This window comes from Cryobacterium sp. MP_M3, from assembly GCF_015752155.1.
Taxonomy (GTDB): Bacteria; Actinomycetota; Actinomycetes; order Actinomycetales; family Microbacteriaceae; genus Cryobacterium.
In genome coordinates this window covers 111,142-130,045 of record NZ_JADOVI010000008.1, presented here as the reverse complement: position 1 = coordinate 130,045, position 18,904 = coordinate 111,142, and the positions used below count along the sequence as shown (strand labels likewise).

General features: G+C 68.0%; 15 protein-coding genes. 8 read left to right on the top strand and 7 right to left on the bottom strand.

What is annotated here, in order from left to right; genetic code table 11:
- The first annotated feature begins 176 nt into the window (after positions 1-176).
- The 4 genes from IWX89_RS11060 to IWX89_RS11045 all read left to right on the top strand — a co-directional run bounded on the left by IWX89_RS11060 (position 177) and on the right by IWX89_RS11045 (position 6,291).
- Positions 177-1,793, top strand: a complete 1,617-nt coding sequence (locus tag IWX89_RS11060; RefSeq protein WP_196903611.1) for an isocitrate lyase — start codon at positions 177-179, stop codon at positions 1,791-1,793.
- 246 nt (positions 1,794-2,039) lie between these two features.
- Positions 2,040-2,195, top strand: coding sequence for a hypothetical protein (locus IWX89_RS11055; protein WP_196903610.1), 156 nt, complete (start codon positions 2,040-2,042; stop codon positions 2,193-2,195).
- Between the two features lie 139 nt (positions 2,196-2,334).
- Positions 2,335-4,806 (top strand): GH36-type glycosyl hydrolase domain-containing protein, encoded by a 2,472-nt coding sequence (locus IWX89_RS11050; RefSeq protein ID WP_196903609.1) that lies wholly within the window; start codon positions 2,335-2,337, stop codon positions 4,804-4,806.
- Positions 4,807-4,950: 144 nt separating this feature from the next.
- Positions 4,951-6,291 (top strand): ferric reductase-like transmembrane domain-containing protein, encoded by a 1,341-nt coding sequence (locus IWX89_RS11045; RefSeq protein WP_196903608.1) that lies wholly within the window; start codon positions 4,951-4,953, stop codon positions 6,289-6,291.
- Between the two features lie 172 nt (positions 6,292-6,463).
- Here the strand turns inward: IWX89_RS11045 and IWX89_RS11040 are convergent, their stop codons facing one another.
- Positions 6,464-7,276: a family 1 encapsulin nanocompartment shell protein gene (locus IWX89_RS11040; protein WP_196903607.1), complete on the bottom strand. Its 813-nt coding sequence runs from the start codon at positions 7,274-7,276 to the stop codon at positions 6,464-6,466.
- The gene (locus tag IWX89_RS11035; protein WP_196903606.1) at positions 7,273-7,668 is read right to left on the bottom strand and encodes a hypothetical protein; all 396 of its coding nucleotides are present in this window, start codon (positions 7,666-7,668) and stop codon (positions 7,273-7,275) included. The genes IWX89_RS11040 and IWX89_RS11035 overlap by 4 nt, the downstream gene beginning before the upstream one ends.
- A gap of 250 nt (positions 7,669-7,918) precedes the next feature.
- On the opposite strand from IWX89_RS11035, the gene IWX89_RS11030 reads away from it, so the two are divergent.
- Positions 7,919-9,289: an MFS transporter gene (locus IWX89_RS11030; RefSeq protein WP_196903656.1), complete on the top strand. Its 1,371-nt coding sequence runs from the start codon at positions 7,919-7,921 to the stop codon at positions 9,287-9,289.
- Here IWX89_RS11030 and IWX89_RS11025 read toward each other — a convergent pair.
- From IWX89_RS11025 to IWX89_RS11015, 3 genes are read right to left on the bottom strand one after another with little or no spacing between them, the layout of a single operon-like run.
- Positions 9,286-11,592, bottom strand: coding sequence for an MMPL family transporter (locus IWX89_RS11025; RefSeq protein WP_196903605.1), 2,307 nt, complete (start codon positions 11,590-11,592; stop codon positions 9,286-9,288). The genes IWX89_RS11030 and IWX89_RS11025 overlap by 4 nt on opposite strands.
- Positions 11,593-11,645: 53 nt before the next feature.
- Positions 11,646-12,113, bottom strand: coding sequence for a hypothetical protein (locus tag IWX89_RS11020; RefSeq protein ID WP_196903604.1), 468 nt, complete (start codon positions 12,111-12,113; stop codon positions 11,646-11,648).
- A gap of 13 nt (positions 12,114-12,126) precedes the next feature.
- Positions 12,127-12,654 carry a DUF2127 domain-containing protein gene (locus IWX89_RS11015; RefSeq protein ID WP_196903603.1) on the bottom strand — a complete coding sequence of 176 codons (528 nt, stop codon included), beginning with the start codon at positions 12,652-12,654 and terminating at the stop codon, positions 12,127-12,129.
- A 159-nt stretch (positions 12,655-12,813) separates the two neighbouring features.
- On the opposite strand from IWX89_RS11015, the gene IWX89_RS11010 reads away from it, so the two are divergent.
- The gene (locus IWX89_RS11010; protein WP_196903602.1) at positions 12,814-15,333 is read left to right on the top strand and encodes an FAD-dependent oxidoreductase; all 2,520 of its coding nucleotides are present in this window, start codon (positions 12,814-12,816) and stop codon (positions 15,331-15,333) included.
- A 264-nt stretch (positions 15,334-15,597) separates the two neighbouring features.
- Here the strand turns inward: IWX89_RS11010 and IWX89_RS11005 are convergent, their stop codons facing one another.
- Positions 15,598-15,960, bottom strand: coding sequence for a hypothetical protein (locus tag IWX89_RS11005; protein ID WP_196903601.1), 363 nt, complete (start codon positions 15,958-15,960; stop codon positions 15,598-15,600).
- Positions 15,961-16,113: 153 nt separating this feature from the next.
- Between IWX89_RS11005 and IWX89_RS11000 the strand changes: the two genes are divergently transcribed.
- Both IWX89_RS11000 and IWX89_RS10995 read left to right on the top strand, forming a co-directional pair.
- Positions 16,114-16,926, top strand: a complete 813-nt coding sequence (locus tag IWX89_RS11000) for a DUF4097 family beta strand repeat-containing protein (protein ID WP_196903600.1) — start codon at positions 16,114-16,116, stop codon at positions 16,924-16,926.
- A gap of 51 nt (positions 16,927-16,977) precedes the next feature.
- Positions 16,978-17,853: a hypothetical protein gene (locus IWX89_RS10995; RefSeq protein ID WP_196903599.1), complete on the top strand. Its 876-nt coding sequence runs from the start codon at positions 16,978-16,980 to the stop codon at positions 17,851-17,853.
- Here the strand turns inward: IWX89_RS10995 and IWX89_RS10990 are convergent.
- Entirely contained in the window at positions 17,850-18,749 is a 900-nt protein-coding gene (locus tag IWX89_RS10990) for a DnaJ domain-containing protein (RefSeq protein ID WP_307836515.1), read from the bottom strand. The genes IWX89_RS10995 and IWX89_RS10990 overlap by 4 nt on opposite strands.
- Between the last annotated feature and the right edge of the window lie 155 nt (positions 18,750-18,904).

Here is an 18,904-nt window from a genome sequence, read left to right as displayed (position 1 = left end):
TGCCCTCGCCGATCCGCGCGAGGAGGTTCTTCTCGTACGGAGAAGAAACGCGAAAGTTCTGCCCCGAACTCTGAAGAAGACCCGTTGTTCGTGCCGCATTCTTCATATAGCAGCCGAAACCGGCCCGCAGATCCAGCCGTCCATGCCCCGCACAATTCAACGTCGAAGGAATGCACATGACCAACTACCAGAACGACATCGAGTCCATCGAAGCGCTGAAGCGCAATGTCGGTCGCAGCTGGGATGCCATCGACCCGGAGTCGGTCGCCCGTATGCGCGCACAGAACCGATTCAAGACCGGCCTCGAGATAGCCCAGTACACCGCCGACATCATGCGGAAGGACATGGCGGAGTACGACGCCGACTCCTCCGTCTACACGCAGTCCCTCGGCGTGTGGCACGGCTTCATCGGCCAGCAGAAGATGATCTCGATCAAGAAGCACCTGAAGACCACCAACAAGCGCTACCTGTACCTGTCCGGCTGGATGGTCGCGGCGCTGCGGAGTGAGTTCGGCCCGCTGCCCGACCAGTCCATGCACGAGAAGACGGCCGTGCCGGCGCTGGTCGAGGAGCTCTACACCTTCCTCCGTCAGGCCGACGCCCGCGAACTGGATCTCCTGTTCACCGGCCTGGACGCGGCCCGTGCCGCCGGCGACGACGCCACCGCCGCCGCCATCCAGGAGCAGATCGACAACTACGAGACCCACGTCGTGCCGATCATCGCGGACATCGACGCCGGCTTCGGCAACCCCGAGGCGACGTATCTCCTGGCCAAGAAGATGATCGAGGCCGGCGCCTGCGCCATCCAGATCGAGAACCAGGTCTCGGACGAGAAGCAGTGCGGCCACCAGGACGGCAAGGTCACCGTGCCGCACGAGGACTTCATCGCGAAGATCAACGCCGTGCGCTACGCGTTCCTCGAGCTCGGCGTCGACAACGGCATCATCGTCTCCCGCACCGACTCGCTCGGTGCCGGCCTGACGCAGAAGCTTGCCGTGACCTACCAGCCCGGCGACCTGGGCGACCAGTACAACTCCTTCCTCGACGTCGAGGAGATCACCGAAGCCGAACTCGGCAACGGCGATGTCGTGATCAAGCGCGATGGGAAGCTGCTGCGCCCGAAGCGCCTGGCCAGCAACCTGTTCCAGTTCCGTCAGGGAACCGGCGAGGCCCGTTGCGTGCTTGACAGCATCACCTCGCTGCAGAACGGTGCCGACCTGCTCTGGATCGAGACGGAGAAGCCGCACGTCGCCCAAATCGCCGGAATGATGAACGAAGTGCGCAAGGTGATCCCGAACGCCAAACTGGTCTACAACAACAGCCCGTCGTTCAACTGGACCCTCAACTTCCGCCAGCAGGCCTACGACGCTCTGGCCGCCGAGGGCAAGGATGTCTCGGCGTACGACCGGGCCAAGCTCATGAGCGTCACCTACGACGACACGGAGCTCGGCCGGATCGCCGACGAGAGCATCCGCACCTTCCAGCGCGACGGCTCGGCCGAGGCGGGCATCTTCCACCACCTCATCACGCTGCCCACGTACCACACGGCCGCGCTCTCCACCGACGACCTGGCCAAGGGATACTTCGCCGACCAGGGAATGCTCGCCTATGTCAAGGGCGTGCAGCGTCGGGAGATCCGCGAGGGAATCGCCACGGTCAAGCACCAGAACATGTCCGGATCCGACATCGGCGACAACCACAAGGAATACTTCGCCGGCGAGGCCGCGCTGAAGGCCGGTGGCAAGAACAACACGATGAACCAGTTCGAGGAACCCGTCCTGAGCAGCCGCTGATTCGACGCTGCACGTTGAGGTGACACCGAGGAAGCCCCGGTCGGAAGACTGGGGCTTCTTCCGTGCGACGGCGCCAGGTGAATGGCTGGCGCCCGAGTCGTCGGAGACGAGGCCGAGGAGACGAGGCCGAGGAATTCATCACGGATTTGTTGACTTCCCAGACTTAACCACATAGCGTCCCTGTATCCAGTTGAGTCGCCACCGACATCGCACGACTGGTCCATCCCCCAGCCGAGATCGGGCAACATGAATTCAGAATCATCACCTCTCGCGAGTGATTCGGCGCACGCCGATCACCACGACTCCAGCGACCTGACCGACGAGTTCCGACGCCGGCAGCTCAGCCTGTTCCGCGAGCGGCAGAACGACCTCGACTCCGAGGATTCGATCTCGGCCCACTAGGCTCCGCCCCGGGCAACGCCCGACACGGGCGACACCACGCCGAGACCATCTGGCGGCATCTTCCGGCTCTTGCTAGTGTTGAGTCGAGCGCAGTGTGAGAGCGCTCTCAAACACGCCAGGACAGCGAAAAGGTGCACGCATGAAGTTCGGCCACTTCGACGATGAAGCCAGGGAATACGTCATCGAGACCCCGGTGACCCCCTACCCGTGGATCAACTACCTCGGCAGTGAGGACTTCTTCTCGCTGATCTCGCACACGGCGGGCGGATACACCTTCTACAAGGACGCGAAGATGCGCCGGCTGACCCGGTACCGCTACAACGACATCCCCACCGACTCGGGCGGACGGTACTTCTTCATCAACGACGGCGGCGACGTCTGGACACCCAGTTGGCTTCCGCTGAAGAAGGACTTCGACTTCTTCGAGACCCGCCACGGCATGGGATACACCCGGATCACGGGCGAGCGCGGCGGGCTGAGGGTCTCCACGCTCTACTTCGTTCCCCTCGGCGAGACGGCGGAAGTGCAGAAGGTCACGATCACGAACACCTCTGACCAGGTCAAGTCGTTCTCCCTCTTCTCCTACCTCGAGTTCTGCCTCTGGAACGCGCAAGACGACCAGACCAACTACCAGCGCAACCTCTCCATCGGCGAGGTCGAGGTCGAGGGCAGCGCGATCTACCACAAGACGGAGTACCGCGAGCGTCGCGACCACTACGCCGTCTATGCGGTCAACGCCGAGATCGCCGGGTTCGACACCGACCGCGAGACATTCGTCGGCCTCTACGAGACGCTCGCCGAGGCCAAGGTTCCCCTGGCCGGGAAGGCGCGGAACTCGATTGCATCCGGGTGGTATCCGATCGGATCCCACCAGGTCGACTCCACCCTGCAGCCGGGCGAGACCCGCGATCTCGTCTTTGTTCTCGGCTACGTGGAGAACACCGCCGAGAACGGCGAGGAGAAGTGGGCCGACGACGCCCGGCAGATTATCAACAAGAACCGGGCCCGGGCGCTCCTCGCCCGGCTCGCGACCACCGAGGCAGCGGATGCCGCGTTCGACGCCCTCGGCGAGTACTGGCATGAGCTGCTCTCCGCGTACACGGTCACGTCTCCCGACGACAAACTGAACCGGATGGTCAACATCTGGAATCAGTACCAATGCATGGTCACCTTCAACATGTCCCGGTCCGCTTCCTACTTCGAGACGGGCATCGGCCGAGGCATGGGATTCCGCGATTCGACCCAGGACCTGCTGGGCTTCGTGCATCTCATCCCCGACCGCGCCCGGGAACGCATCCTCGACATCGCCGCCACCCAGTTGCCCGACGGATCGGCGTACCACCAGTACCAGCCGCTCACCAAGCGCGGCAACAACGAACTCGGAAGCGGCTTCAACGACGACCCGGCCTGGCTGATCATCGGCGTCGACGGCTACCTCAAGGAGACCGGAGACCTCGGCATCCTCGAGGAGGTCGTTCCCTTCGACAACGACGACGAACTGGCCGAAACCCTCTACACACACCTCACCCGGTCGTTCGACTTCACCCTGGGCAACCTCGGACCCCACGGCCTGCCGCTGATCGGGCGCGCGGACTGGAACGACTGCCTCAACCTCAACTGCTTCTCAACCACCCCCGGTGAGTCGTTCCAGACCACGGAAAACCAGGCCGGCGGCGTCGCGGAATCCACCTTCATCGCCGCGCAATTCGTTCTCGCGGCCCGGCAGTACGCGAGGATCGCCTCACTCCGCGGTGACGAGGATGAGGCCGGGCGTGCGCGAAACGCCGCCGACCAGATGGGCGACGCGCTGCTCACCCACGGCTGGGATGGGGAATGGTTCCTCCGGGCCTACGACTTCTACGGCAACAAGGTCGGCTCGCACGACGACACCGAGGGACAGATCTGGATCGAGCCGCAGGGCTTCGCCGTGCTGGCCGGGGTGGGCGTCGAACACAATGCGGACGGCACCCCGACTGCGACGAGTCCGGCGGTTCGCGCCCTGGACTCGGTGGACCGGTTGCTCGGCACCGACCACGGCCTTGTGTTGCAGTACCCGGCGTATCAGAGCTACCGCATCGAACTCGGCGAGGTGTCGACCTACCCGCCGGGCTACAAGGAGAACGGGGGAATCTTCTGCCACAACAACCCCTGGGTCATCATCGGCGAGACCGTGCTCGGCCGCGGGGCGAGGGCCTTCGACGACTATCGCAAGATCACGCCCGCCTATCGGGAAGAGATTTCCGAGGTGCACCGCCTCGAACCGTACGTCTACGCGCAGATGATCGCCGGCAAGGAAGCGAGCAGGCACGGCGAGGCCAAGAATTCCTGGCTCACCGGCACCGCGGCGTGGAACTTCGTCGCCGTGTCCCAGTACCTGCTGGGAGTGCGCGCCGACCACCACGGCCTGGTCATCGACCCGCAGATCGGTCCGGACATCCCGGAATTCACTGTGACCCGTCGCGCCCGGGGGGCGACGTATGTCGTCACCGTGGTCAACTCGGGGCGGGAAGGGTCGCGGGCCAGCCTGGTCGTCGACGGGGTCGCGATCGACGGCCGCACCGTTCCATATGCTCCGGCCGGCTCGATTGTGCAGGTGCGGGCGACACTGTAGGCGTCTGAGCCCTTGCATTCCCCAAGGTGAGACTTCCTCGGAAAGCTGGGCAGAAATGAGAGCCCCGGCTGCCCAGCCGGCGACTGGACCGCCTCCCACCCTGAAATGGGGCATCGTGGACGTCCTCACCAGTGAAACGCGTCCGTGAGCCGTCACGGGCTGTCGTCGACGCCGCGAACGCCGCACCCCCTCGCCGTTGCCCTCTCCGTCAAGACGCTGATCGTGGTCGGCGGAGGGCTCGCGGCGGCGCTGGCCTTTGTCGATGCGCCGGTTCCCGCCCCGGCCGACTTTGCCCTGCTCGCCCACGTCACCGGCTTCCTGGCCGGATATGTCGTTGCGGTGATGGTGGTGCTGATGTCCCGCGCGCCGTTCCTCGAACGCATGGTGGGTGCTGACCGACTTTCGCGCTGGCATACCAGGGGCGGTCGCGTCTTCATCCTTCTGATGAGTATCCACGCGGTCGACGCCGTGCAGTCCTGGGCCGTGGGCCATGACGTGGATCTCATCGCGGCCACGACGGCCCTGCTGGAGCTGCCGGGCCTGGCCGCAGCCACCGCTGGATCGGTGCTGTTCGGAATGATCGCGATCGTGTCGGTCCGGATAGCCCGCCGCCGGATGTCCTACGAGGCCTGGCACGGCATCCATCTGCTCACCTATGTCGCCCTGGCATTGTCGTTCGCGCACGAATTGGCCGGCCCGAACCTTGCCGGTGAGCCGGCCCTGCAGATCGCCTGGAGCCTGCTCTTCGTCTACTCCCTCGGTCTCGCGCTGCGCTATCGGCTGATCAAGCCACTGGAGCATGCCTGGCGCCATCGCCTGCGGATAGAACGGCTGGTCCCTGAGGCGAACGGCGTGATGAGCATCGTGCTCCGCGGCAGGCACATCGACGAACTGAGCGTTGAGGCCGGCCAGTTCTTCCGCTGGCGCTTTCTCACGGTCGGCGCCTGGCGCTCCGCGCATCCCTTCTCCTTGTCTGCGCCGCCGAGTGGCGATCTGCTCCGGATCACCGTCAAGGCGCTCGGGAGCGGCACTCGGTTTCTGCACTCCGTGCGCCCCGGCACGTTCGTGATCGCCGAGGGACCCTACGGCGCGCTGACCGCCCGCCGGCGGACGACGGAATCCGTGCTCCTGATCGCGGGTGGTGTCGGGATCACACCGATGAGGGTCCTGTTCGAGGAGCTTGAGGTGGGCGACGGCGCGCTGACCCTGCTCTACCGTGCGTCGAGCCCGGCCGACGTGATCTTCCGCGACGAGCTCGAGGAGGTCGCTCGACTGCGCGGGGCGACGATCGTCTGGATGATCGGCCGGTCGAGTCGCCCGGAAAACCAGATGACAGGCGCGAATCTGGTCCGAATGGTTCCCGACGTCGCCCAAAGGGACGTTTACATCTGCGCGTCGCCTGGTTTGTCCGGCGCGGTCCGGACGGGGCTGATCGTGGTCGGGCACCCGGTCGCCCGGTTGCACGAGGAAGTCTTCGAATTCTGACCGGCGATGACGGGGACGGGGACCGCCGACCGTCACCGCGCCCAACACCGGTATGCTGGTTCCAGACTTCCGTGAGCAGCTCTGCTGTGAACGGACGAGCGCTGGTTGAGACAGTGCATGAGGCCCCGGCGTTCGTCGCCGGGGCCTTTCTCGTGCCGGGCGCGGTGCCAGCCTACTTGCGGGCGAGCACCACGGCCGCCTCCGGCGTGGCCACCCGGAAACTGAAGCTCTGCTCCAGGTAGAGGTGCACCCGGTCGGCGTCGTGGTGGTCATAGCCGACCGACACGTCCTGCCCGGATTCGAAGAGGAAATCGCCGCCGCGCAGGCTGAGCACCACGCCGCCGTGCACTCCGGGCGTCCACACGATCGGCCCGCCCAGGATCTCCCCGACGTGCCTGAACACGGAGAGGCCGCCGTGGTCGATCGCGGAGACGATCGCGGTGTAGTCGGCCGGCCCGACGGCAAGACCGTACGGGCCGCCGACTCCGGCCCGCCGGAGCAGGTCGACGGCGTCGGCGATGCGTGCGGGGTAGTCGTTGAAATCCTCGACCCGCTGCACGTCGGGATGCACCGTGGCCTCGGCGATGCCGGTCAGTCCTGCGCCGGCCCAACCATGGAAGACCGCCACGTTCTCGATCCGGGCCATGCTTGCGACGGCGTCGTCGAGAGCGCCGAGGTCGGTGGCCACGGCTCCCCTGTCGTAGTCCTGCAGCTGCTGCCGTGACAGTGCGAAGTCGGCCCGCACTTCGACGAGCGGCAGGACGCGACGTCGCAACGCGGTGATCCCGTCGACGGGGACGGCTGCGGCCGGCTCGGTCGATCCCAGGCTGGTGGCCGAGTGCCCCCAGCCGTGCGGGCCGGCGAAATCGACCAGGCGGCGCGCACCCAGTTCGACGCCGATCCGTTCGGCGGCCTCGGCGTCGATGAGGGCCCAGCCTCGATCCGAGATCGGGGCGAGGTGGCGCAGCAGGTGATCCTGATTCATGAGCCCATTCCCTTCAGGCTCCCGATGCCGAGAGACCCGGTGTCCGGCCGTTCGGGCGCATCGCCCGAACCGTGGCCAGCGCTGGCGGCGGCCTCCGCACGCTCCCCGATTTCGACGATGTCCCCGGTCTGGAACAGGATCCCGCGGGCGATCTCCCGCCAGAGCGGCTTGCGCCGCAGGAGGAACTCGAGGTCCATGCTGAAATGCTTGAACTCCTCGCCGAGAGAATCGGCCATGATGGCCCGGGCGACAGGGTCAGGCTCGAGGGACATCCGCTGCTCGTACCAGCCGATCGCCTCCGCCTCTTCGGTCAGGTTGGCGCACATACGGGCGAAGGTGCGGGTCTCCGCCGACAGCTCCCCGGCCGGCTCGTGGTACTGGTCGAATCCCATTGCCTGTCCTCCCTGCGCGGCCGGTCGCCGATTCCGCTGTCGAGGATACGCCCGGGCGGCACTCCTGTCAGCGCCCCGAAAACGTCAGCCCCCCGCAACCCGCTGCGTTCGGGTTTCGGTTCCCCTGGGAATGCGGGGGCGCATCCGGCGCTTGCAGTGAGGGTGGGCGCCGGCCCCGGACGGATGGGTGCGAGTGAGTAACGTCGATGTGGGTTTCCGCTCCGAGCGCGGCCCTGTGCTGATCGCACTGATGCTGACCACCGGTCTGGTCGCGATCGATGCGACCATCCTCGCCACGGCGGTGCCGACGATCGTCAAGGACCTCGGCGGATTCGCCCAGTTCCCGTGGCTGTTCTCGATCTATCTGCTCGCCCAGGCCGTGTCGGTCCCGGTCTACGCGAAACTCGCCGACACGCTCGGCCGCAAGCCGATCGTGCTCGTCGGCATCGGGCTGTTCCTGCTCGGTTCGGTGCTGTGCGGGCTGGCCTGGAGCATGCCCGCGTTGATCGCCTTCCGCGCGATCCAGGGTCTGGGCGCCGGCGCTGTGCAGCCGATGGCCGTCACCATCGCGGGCGACATCTACACCGTTGTCGAGCGCGCCAAGGTGCAGGGCTACCTGGCCAGTGTGTGGGCCATCTCATCCGTCGTCGGGCCGACCCTCGGCGGCCTGTTCTCCCAGTTCCTGTCCTGGCGCTGGATCTTCTTCGTCAACATCCCCCTGTGCATCCTGGCCGCCGGGATGCTGCTCCGCGCGTTCCACGAGAGCGTCGAGCCACGCCGCCACCGGATCGACTACCTCGGCGCAGGGTTGCTCACCGGGGCGCTCAGCCTCCTGATCCTGGCCGTGCTCCAGGGCGGCCAGGCCTGGGCGTGGTCCTCACCGGAGAGCATCGGCGCGTTCGGCCTGGGCGGCGCCCTGCTCGTCGGTTTCGGATTCGCCGAGCGCCGGGCAGCCGAGCCGGTCCTGCCGCTCTGGGTGTTCCGGCGGCACCTCCTGCTCAGCAGCGCTCTCGTCTCGGTCGGGGTCGGCGCCATCCTGATCGGGCTCACCTCGTTCGTGCCGACCTACCTCGAAGGGGCACTGGGCACCGCGCCGCTCATCGCCGGCCTCGCCCTGGCCGCACTGACCATCGGCTGGCCGATTTCGGCGTCGCTCTCCGGCCGCCTCTATCTGCGGATCGGGTTCCGCAACACCGCCCTGATCGGAATGGTGCTGGTCATGCTCGGGGTCGTGGCGCTGGCCGCCACCTCGGGTTCCCCGTCGGTCTTCGTCGTGGCGGCCACCTGTTTCGTGGTCGGGCTGGGACTCGGCCTCGTGGCGACGCCGACACTGATCGCCGCACAGTCCAGCGTGGAGTGGGATGAACGCGGAGTGGTGACCGGGGCCAATCTGTTCTCCCGGTCGGTGGGCAGCGCGGTCGGGGTCGCGATCTTCGGGGCGGTCGCCAACGGCATCTTCCTGGCCGCCGGGCCGAGCGCGTCTCGCGCCGCGGCGGGGTATCCGGCCACCGTGGAGGCGGCATCCGCAGCCGTCTTCCTCGCCGTGGTGATCACCGCTGTGTTCACGGTGGCGGCCGCCGTGTCGATGCCACGCACTCCAGCGCGGAACCGCCCGGCCTAGTCGCGCAGTCCGAACCGGGCGTGTAACGGATGCATCCACCCCGGTGCCCACCAAAGGATCCTCTCCAGCGATGTCATCACCGAGGGCACCAGGACGGCGCGAACGAGAGTGGCGTCCAGGAGCACCGCCACCGCCAGCGCGATCCCGATCTGCTTCATCTGCATCAGGTCCCCGGTTGCGAACCCGGCGAAGACGAGCACGATGATCAGGCCGGCCGAGGTGATGATCCGGCCTGAGCTCTGCAGGCCGGTCTCGATCGCCAGCCGCGTGCCCTCGCCCTGGTCGTGGTGTTCCTTGATCCGCGACAGCAGGAACATCTCGTAGTCCATGGCCAGACCGAAGCCGAAGGTGAGGACGAGGGTCAGCACGAGGGGGTCGACGCCCGAGATCGTGGCCGGGTCGAAGTTGAGCACCCCGGAGAGGTTGCCCTCCTGGAAGCCCCAGACCAGCACTCCCACCGAGGCGCCGAGCGAGATCGTGCTGATCACCAGGGCCGTGACCGGGATGACCACCGACCCGGTCATCAGGAACAGAAGCACGAATGTGGCGACGGCGATGATGAGAGCCGCCCACGGCGCACCGCGCTGGAGCGAATCGGTGTAGTCCACCGACGCAGCATCCGAGCCGCCCACCCAGTTGGTGAACGAGGGACGATCAGCCCGGATCTCCCGCACGACGGCCGGCCCCTCGTGGGTGTCGACGCTGACCCGGGAGACCCAGTGGCCGTTGACGTCGGCCGGCGGGGTGGCATCGGTGACGTGCGGCAGCGCCTTGACCTGGTCCGCCCAGGCCGCGGCGGAGGTCTCGTCGGTGTCGGAGACCAGCTGCACCTTCGCCCCGGTGGCCAGCGGAAAGTGGTCGTTCAGGGTCGTCACGAAACCGTACTGGCTGGACGACCTCGGGATGGCGTCCGAGCCGCTGTTCGTCACGTTCATGCCGAGCACGGGGCTGCCGAGCAGGAGCAGTGCGGCGATCCCGACCAGGGCGATCAGGGCCGGGGCCCGCTGCACACCGCGGGTGAGCTTCGAGAAGACACCTTCCTTGGGCGCCACGTCGCCGAACCGGGTGAGGAGACCGCCCAGGCCGGGGATGCGGGTCAGCAGGCCGGGCTGCAGCAACCGTTCGCCGAAGTACCCGAGCAGCGCCGGCACGAGCACCAGTGCCGTCAGGATCGCGATCAGCACGACCGAGACGGCGCCGACCGCGATGGCACGGATGATCGTTGGCTCGAAGACGAGCAGGCCCACGGTGGCGATGGCGAAGGTCAGCCCGGAGAAAAGCACCGTTCGCCCTGCCGTGTCGATGGTGATCCCCACCGCCTGGAGCATGAGTTCGTGGCGGTCATGCCGGCTCTGGTGGTCGTGCTCGTGCCTGCCCGGATGGGCCGCGGCATCCTGCGCCCCGTCGTCCGCCCGGGGCGTTGTGGGCGTGCGGAGAACGAGCGCCCGGAACTCCTCCCGGAAGCGGCTGACAATGAGCAGGCCATAGTCGATGGAGAGGCCGAGGCCGATCACCGTGATGACGTTCAGCACCGTCGTGTCGATGTCCATCAGGAAACTGAAGCCGTAGAGCGTGCCGAGGGCGCCGACGATGGACGCGATCGCGCCGATCAACGGGATGCCGGCCGCCAGGAACCCGCCGAAGATCAGGAGCATGACCAGCAGGGCGATGGGAAGGGAGATCAGCTCGCCCTTCTGCAGGTCGGCCTCGGCGACGGCGACGAGTGAGTCCACGAGCAACGGGGTGCCGCCCACCTCGACAGTCGCATCGGGCGCGGCCTTCCGCAGGTCGACGGCGGCCGCCTCGAGCCGGGCCTGGACAGGCATGAGAACGGTGTCGCTCAGCCGACCGGCGCTCGTGGACATGGCGACGTTCAGGAGGAGCCCGCGGCCGTGCGCCGCGAACAGCGGTGCCGCGGCCGGGTTCGGTTGGTCGTTCGGCAGCGGCGGGATCTCCAGGGGGTTGACCACCTCGGTCACGCCGTCGATTCTTCTCAGGTCTGCCGCGGCCTCGGCGAGGATCGTGGCCGGCCCGGCCTCGCGAGCCTGTGCCGCGGAGAGCACGACGCCGTAGACCAGCAGCGACAACGACTCGGTGTCCTTGTTGCCGGTGCCCTGGAGCAGTTGCTCCGCCTCGCTCGCCTCACCCTTCACCGTGGGGCCGGCGCTGGAGAGCCGCTGGAACAGGGTCTCCCCGGCGACCCCGCCGAGCGCCGTCGCGATGAACGCGGCGAGGACGACCGCCCAGGCGATGAGCACGATGAAGCGATGGCGGGCGATGAAGACCCCGAGGGTGTGCAGCATGGTCAGTCGTCCTTCGGAATGTGAGCGGCTATCGCCAAAGTACTCCCCCCGGGTCACGGCGTGGGTGGCGTCCTGCCGTCTGGCGCGCGATGCGAGGTGACGTTGAGCACGGTGGCCGCGACGAACAGGACGGCGCCGGCCAGCCACGCCCACAGGCCGACCCTGGCCAACGGCCACCAATAGAACATCGAGGTTGCCAAGTAGAGGGCCAGGTACGGAACGAAGACCGGCCACCGGACCGGACTGCGCCACTCGATCTGCCGCACGTACTCGACCACGAATCCGAACGCCGCCCAGGCGAGGTACAGGAATCCGCCGGTCCATTGCCACCGGGGGGCTCCGCCCGCCAGGAGCAGCACGCTCAGTGCGGCGGCGGGGATGCCTAACGCGTAGACGATCCAGCCGTACCGCACCGCGACATCGAATCTCCAGCGGCGCAGCGCGAAATGGGCGACGAGGAGCATCTGGAAGAGCAGAGCGGCCACGACATAACCGGTTTCCTGTCCTGACGAGTTCAGCATGAGCTCGTTCTATTCAGCGGTTGTGGCCGGGCGGCGAGGCAACGATCCGGCGGGCGCGGAGGACGGTCCACTCCCGCCAGACGAGCCCGATGATGACCAGGTCGAGCAGCATCAGGACGGACATGCCGATCCCGGGAGCGAAGATCAACGCATAGAGCTGATACGCCGCGAACAATCCCAGCACTGCGAGTGCATATGGGTACACCCACGGGTACTCCCTGAGCAGGCAGAAGACCAGGACGATCTTGACCAGGCCGTGCGCGAGCAGGAAGGCCACGACGAACAGGTGCGGTCCGCCGGCCAGGTCGCGGTCGAGCCGGCCGGCCCACTGCGCGATCAGGATGCGGGTGGCCCGGTCGTCGGCATCCGTTCGCATGAGCGGGGCGAGGAGGGTGGCCGGCAGCGTCGGAACCAGCCAGAGCGCCAGCCCGGCGGCCAGTTCCACCAGGCCGTCGACCCCCTTGAGGACGATGCCGGCCCGGTAGACGAGTTCCAGCCGGCGACCCGGTGGCCGGGTTCGGGAGGCGGATGCGGCACTCATGCAGCCATCAAAGCACGCAACCGGGCCGCACGCCCGCCGAGCGTCGATTCGGCCCTCCGGCAGGTCGAGGTGTACTCTCAGCACTAGACCCCAGCATACCCTTGGGGGTATCTGCCGGGATGGCCCTGTCGCTGATCCGGCCAACCGAAAGGCACTTCCATGAAGATCGTCGTCGTTGGCGGGGTCGCCGCTGGCGCCTCAGTCGCCGCGCGTGCTCGCCGTCTGGATGAGTTCGCTGAGATTATCGTGCTCGAACGGGGCCATCACGTCTCCTTCGCCAACTGCGGCCTGCCTTACCATATCGGCGAAGTCATCGCGGATCGCAGCCGTCTCCTCTTACAAACCCCAGAGAGCCTGCGTGAATCCCTCGACATCGATGTGCGGGTCGGGAACGAGGTCACCGCAATCGACCGGGCGGCGCAGACGGTGACGATCCGCGAGGTCGACAGCGGACGCGAATACGTTGAAAATTATGACGCCCTTGCCCTCTGCACCGGCGCCGAACCGCTTCGCCCTCCCCTGCCGGGCATCGACCTGGCCGGCGTGCACGTGCTCCGGCGGATCGGCGACATGGACGTGATCAAGGCACAGCTCGACGCCGCGATCGCGCAGGCCGCCACCGGCGCACGCGGACCGGTCAGGGCCGTCGTGATCGGCGCCGGCTACATCGGGCTCGAAATGGCCGAGAACCTCAAGCACCGCGGCGCACTCGTCGACGTGGTCGAGATGAGCGACCAGATCCTCCCACCGCTCGACCACGAGCTTTCGGTGCCGGTGGAGCACCACCTGCGGAGCAGGGGGATCACCCTGCACCTGTCCACGGCGGCCGCCGCCTTCACCGAACGGAAGGGCGGCGGTCTGAACGTCGAACTGACCGACCTGTCCGTGCTCGAAGCCGACCTGGTCATCCTCTCCGCCGGCGTGCGCCCGAACACCCTGCTCGCCAGGGACGCCGGGCTGGAGCTCGGCCCGCGCGGCGGAGTGACCGTCGACACGCACATGCGCACCTCCGACCCGCACATCTGGGCAGCGGGCGACTCCGTCGAGACCCCCCACACCGTGCTGCCCGGGCAGTGGCTCGCCCCGCTCGCCGGCCCGGCGAACCGGGAGGCCCGGGTGGCCGCCGAGAATATCTGCGGCCGCACGACCGAATACCGGTCCACCCAGGGCACGTCGATCGTGAAGGTGTTCGACATGGTCGCGGGCGGCACCGGCGCCACCGAGCGCCAGCTGCTCGCCGCCGAGGTTCCCTACCGGGCGGTGCACGTGCACCCCTCCGGGCACGCCGGCTACTACCCCGGCACGGCCATGATGCAGTTGAAGGTGCTCTTCTCCCCCGACACCGGCCGGATCCTCGGCGCCCAGGCGGCCGGCTTCGATGGGGTGGACAAGCGCCTCGACGTGCTCGCCACCGCCCTCCGCGCCGGCCTGACCGTCTATGACCTCGAAGAACTCGAGCTGGCCTACGCCCCGCCATTCGGCTCGGCCAAGGACCCCGTCAACATGGCCGGCTTCGTCGCCAGCAACGTGCTCCGTGGCGACCTCACCCTCTGGTACGCCCAGGACTATCCCGAAGCGACCCGCGGCACCCGCCTGATCGACGTGCGCACCCCGGAGGAATTTTCGATCTGGCACCTGCCGGGAGCCGAGAACGTGCCGCTCGGCGACATCCGTTCGGCCAGCGAGGCCTGGGACCGCACGGCTCCGTTCCGCCTGTACTGCGCGGTCGGTTTCCGCAGCTACCTGGCCTACCGGGCGCTCGTGCAGCGCGGCTTCACCGACATCGCCACCCTTTCCGGCGGGTCCGACACGTTCCGCTCCTGGCACGAGGTCAAGCCGGACAGTGACGAACCGCCCCTGCCGATGACCGCATACGCGGAGTCCGCCGACATTCGTGCGGCGGCGGCCCGGGCGACCGCGCTCAGCCAGGGCACGGGACTCCGGGTCGACCTGGACTGCTCGGGTCTGGCCTGCCCCGGGCCGATCATGAAGCTCTCCGACAAGATGAAGTCGCTCACCCCGGGCGACGAGGTCGTCGTGCACGTCTCCGACCCCGGCTTCGCCAGCGACGCGCCGGTCTGGGCCAGGCGGAACGGCCACCAACTGCTGGCCATCGAGCCGGAGGGATCCGGTTACGTCGCGACCATGCGCAAGGGCGGGGCGGCCACAGCGGCGACCACGTCGGCCAACACGCCGACGGAGCCCCGGCCCGGCAAGACCTCATTCGTCGTCTTCTCGGGCGATCTCGACAAGGTCATCGCGGCCTTCATCATCGCCAACGGCGCGATCGCCATGGGCGAGGAGGTGTCGATGTTCTTCACCTTCTGGGGACTCAACGCCCTGCGCCGCATCGATCCGCCCAAGCGCGAACGCAAGCTGATGGACAAGATGTTCGCGACCATGATGCCCTCCAGCGCCGGGAGCATGCCGCTGTCGCAGATGAACATGCTGGGCGCCGGCGCAGCCATGATCAAGAAAGTCATGAAGGACAACGCGGTCGCCTCCCTGCCGGAGCTGATCAAGTCGGCCCAGGCCGGCGGCGCGCGCCTGATCGGCTGCACCATGACCATGGACCTGCTCGGCATCGCGCCGTCGGACCTGATGGACGGCGTCGAACTCGGCGGGGTCGCCACCTTCCTCGGCGAGGCGGCAGAATCGAACACCACCCTGTTCATCTAGGACGGTTCCCTCTACGGCGGTGCTCGCGGCTCGCGGCCGCCGCCATAGAGGCCCGCGGGGCGTTCCGAATTCAGGAGAACGCCTCGAAACCAGGGCGCCGGCGGGCGTCCGTCGCACTGTTCCGGGCTCTACACCTGAATTCAGAACACCCATCACCGGGGTGGGCGGTCACCGGGGTGGGCGGTCACCGGGGTGCCGGGTGGGGTGACGGGCTGGGTTCGGGTGGGGTACCGGACTGGGTACGGGCTGGGCGGGGAGGGCGGGTCAGGGGGCCTCGTCGACGATGCCGATGAACCGGGTGCCGATGCCGTCGACTTCGGTGCGGCTCATGCCGCCCGCGGGATCGGGCAGCTCGTCCGAACCGTGGTGGTCACAGGTCAGGTAGGTGAAGGCCGGCCACCACTTCTTCGGGCGGGCCGCCTCGGAGAAACCGCAGACGGCACAGGTGAGTTCCACCCAGACCGGCTTCTTGCCGGTGCGATTGGCACGCGACTGCACCAGCCAGGCCGGCGGGTTGCGCTCGATCTCCCTCAGCTCGGCCTCGGTCATCCGCGACGGGAGCTCGTGCCGCTGCGCCATCTCCAGCGGAATATCCAGCCGCAGGGCGGCCATACGTCTCGTAATCATCTCGATCAAGGATAGGCGCTGCGTGCGCCCGCGTGTGGCCCGCTGTGCTGTCCGGTCGCCCGTGACACGACGGGCCGACGCGGCGGGCCGACGAGGGTAGTCTCGCCCAGAGAAGCCGGACAGGACCATCGAGCGAAAGTGCGGGAGGGCCAGATGACTCAGGCGCAGGGGCACTTCCCGCCAGGCGAACCGGCCAGGCGGATGTCCGCCCCTGTCCGGCTGGGGCTCATCCTCGGCCTCGTCTTCGTGCTGCTCGTGGTCCTCGGCGGTGTGATCGTGGCCGTGACCAACATCCGTGTCGGCGCTGTCGACCTCGCCGCGGACGCGGCAGCCGGGCGCAGGGTCACCGTCGACATCCCCGATGCCGCCCTGGATTTCCAGCCGGGCGGCGACGACCGGGTGCACGTCAAAGCCACCGGCCGCTATCTCGGGGCCCAGCCCCGCATCACAGCGACGACCGTCGACGGCGTGACCACCGTCACCGGCGGCTGCCCTGAGCAGTGGTTCGGCTTCTGCCAGTTCGACGTGTCGGTGACCCTCCCCGCTTCGCTGCCGGTGACGGCCCAGTCCACGAACGGCAGGATCACGGCCGCCGGACTGACCGGCCCGCTCCGCCTGGCCACGACGAACGGCGCGATCACCGCCAGCGGAACGCGGGAGCGGATCGACCTGCACACGACGAACGGCGCGATCACCGTGCGGGACTCCTCCTCCCGCGAGGCTTCGGCGACCACCACGAACGGGAGCGTCGACCTCGTCTTCCTCGACCCGCCGCGGAATGTCGAGGCCCGCAGTACCAACGGGTCCGTCACCGTGCGGCTGCCGGACGACGGCGTGGCCTACCGGGTGCAGGCCCGAACGACGAACGGAGACGTGGACACCGGGTCCGTACGCACCGATCCGGCCGCCCTCCGGAGCATCGTCGCGGAGACGACGAACGGAAAGGTGATCGTCGAGGCGCGGTAGGCAGCCCCACGGCCGCCGGTGCGGTCTGACGACGCGTGGAACAATGGGCTCATGCCCGAATCTCTCTCCCCACTTGGACTCCTGCTCGACGTGGACGGGCCGATCGCCAGCCCGGTGACCCGCACCATCGCCACCGCGAGCATCATCACCGACCTGATCACCCTGGCCGGCGCCAACGTCCCGATCGCGTTCGTCACCGGACGGTCGGTCGCGTTCATCCGGGACCAGGTCGTCGTTCCCCTCCGCGCCGCGGGGCTGCCCGAGACGATGCGCATGTACGGTGTCTGCGAGAAGGGCGCCGTCTGGTTCCCGATCACCGCCGCCGGCATCGGCGCGGTCGTCGTCGATGACTCCGTCGCCCTCCCCGCCGAGGCCGTCGAGGCCCTGCGCCGGCTGGTGTCCGACCGTTTCGCCGACACCATGTTCTTCGACGAGACGAAGCAGGCGATGGTCTCCGTCGAACAACGCACGGATGCCGACCACGCCGTCTACCAGGCCGCCGCCGCGCGGTTCAACGAGGCCGCGTTCTCGGTGCTGACCGGTCTCGGTCTCGGGGTGCGGTTCGGCGATCGGGTCGTGGCCGACGCGGACGGTGCCGTGCCGTTCCGGATCGACCCGACGATCATCTCGACCGACATCGAGTCGGTCACCCTCGACAAGGACCGGGGCGCCGAGCGCGCGCTCGCCTTCTTCGCCCAGTCCGGTCCGCTCCCGAGCGTCTGGCGCTCGGTCGGGGACTCGCGCAGCGACTACCTGATGGCCGACCACCTGCACGCGGCCGGCTATGACGTGTCCCACGTCGACGTGCGACCGGCCGACGGCATCCTCGACCGCCCCTATCCGATCATCGTCGAGGGCGACCTGATCCACGACGAGGCCGGGGCGCAGTTCCTCGGCTTCTGGGTGGACAAGCTCGGACTTCGCTAGTCCGCGATGAAGCGGATGCCGTCCTGCAGACGGCTCCGCAGCTCGAACACCTTCTCGAAGCTGCCTCGCTCCATGCCGGGCAGGCCGTCGCGCAACAGCCCGACCAGCCGTGACCGGGGAACGGTGATCACAGTGGGGCGCCGTCCGCGACCCGGAACCGTCAGGGGCTCCGAGACGGCATCGTCGGGCAGCACGATCACGATCGCGGTGAAGCGCACCCGGAGCGACCTGGCCAGGGCGCGGGCGGCATCCGTGAAGTTGTCGACGGGGTGGTCCTCGTCGTGGAGGGACTCGCCGACCAGTTCGCCGCGCCGCAACTGGACGGGTGCGCCCCAGTCCTCGGAGAGCACCCCGAACAGCCCGGCCGGCCCGAGCACGACATGGTCGATCTTGTCGACGTGCCCGCCCGCGGCAACGTCGTGCCACGCCGTGAAGCCGATCCCCAGTCCGCTGATCTGCTGGGCGGTGGACTCTTCGGCGAGGGCCTTCGCCAGGCAGTGACGGATCTCCCGCGGGGCCGACCGCACGAGCGCCGGCGCGTAGGGGTCGTCGATGGTGGTGCCGCGGCCGGCCCATTCGCGCAGGAGGTCGAGGTAGCGCTGCCGCGCCAGCCCGCCCGGGTGGCCGTACATCCGCGCCTTGAGCCCGGAGCGAGTGGCCTGGCCGGCCGTGTGCGCCGAGGCGTGGGCGGCGTGGACGGGCGGCTCACCGGAGTCCGGGTAGCGCAGGCCGTCGTAGGCGGCCCGGCTGTCGGGAGTGCCCACCCGTTCCCAGGCCACCTGCACGGCGTGGAACTGCACGGCGCTGCCGCCGACATCCGGGTGCGTCTGGCGCAGCAGACGGCGGTAGGCGCGGCGAAGCTCCTCGGCACTCGCCGACGGCGTGACGCCCAACACCTCATAAGGTGAAGCCGCGGCCGGGCTTTCTGACATCCTCGCGGTCACTTTCGGGTTCAACGGTCGATTTTCCTGTATTCACCCTATCGATCGTTGCTGGAATCTCGCCGCACGCGCCACGCTGCCGGCCAGGGGCACCCCGGCCGGTTTCTGTG

Excerpts from the sequence above, each read along its gene's own strand:
- IWX89_RS11060 (WP_196903611.1), top strand. The coding sequence starts at position 177 with ATGACCAACTACCAGAACGACATCGAGTCCATCGAAGCGCTGAAGCGC.
- IWX89_RS11055 (WP_196903610.1), top strand. The coding sequence starts at position 2,040 with ATGAATTCAGAATCATCACCTCTCGCGAGTGATTCGGCGCACGCCGAT.
- IWX89_RS11050 (WP_196903609.1), top strand. The coding sequence starts at position 2,335 with ATGAAGTTCGGCCACTTCGACGATGAAGCCAGGGAATACGTCATCGAG.
- IWX89_RS11040 (WP_196903607.1), bottom strand. The coding sequence starts at position 7,276 with ATGAATCAGGATCACCTGCTGCGCCACCTCGCCCCGATCTCGGATCGA.
- IWX89_RS11035 (WP_196903606.1), bottom strand. The coding sequence starts at position 7,668 with ATGGGATTCGACCAGTACCACGAGCCGGCCGGGGAGCTGTCGGCGGAG.
- IWX89_RS11030 (WP_196903656.1), top strand. The coding sequence starts at position 7,919 with ATGCTGACCACCGGTCTGGTCGCGATCGATGCGACCATCCTCGCCACG.
- IWX89_RS11025 (WP_196903605.1), bottom strand. The coding sequence starts at position 11,592 with ATGCTGCACACCCTCGGGGTCTTCATCGCCCGCCATCGCTTCATCGTG.
- IWX89_RS11020 (WP_196903604.1), bottom strand. The coding sequence starts at position 12,113 with ATGCTGAACTCGTCAGGACAGGAAACCGGTTATGTCGTGGCCGCTCTG.
- IWX89_RS11015 (WP_196903603.1), bottom strand. The coding sequence starts at position 12,654 with ATGAGTGCCGCATCCGCCTCCCGAACCCGGCCACCGGGTCGCCGGCTG.
- IWX89_RS11010 (WP_196903602.1), top strand. The coding sequence starts at position 12,814 with ATGAAGATCGTCGTCGTTGGCGGGGTCGCCGCTGGCGCCTCAGTCGCC.
- IWX89_RS11005 (WP_196903601.1), bottom strand. The coding sequence starts at position 15,960 with ATGATTACGAGACGTATGGCCGCCCTGCGGCTGGATATTCCGCTGGAG.
- IWX89_RS11000 (WP_196903600.1), top strand. The coding sequence starts at position 16,114 with ATGACTCAGGCGCAGGGGCACTTCCCGCCAGGCGAACCGGCCAGGCGG.
- IWX89_RS10995 (WP_196903599.1), top strand. The coding sequence starts at position 16,978 with ATGCCCGAATCTCTCTCCCCACTTGGACTCCTGCTCGACGTGGACGGG.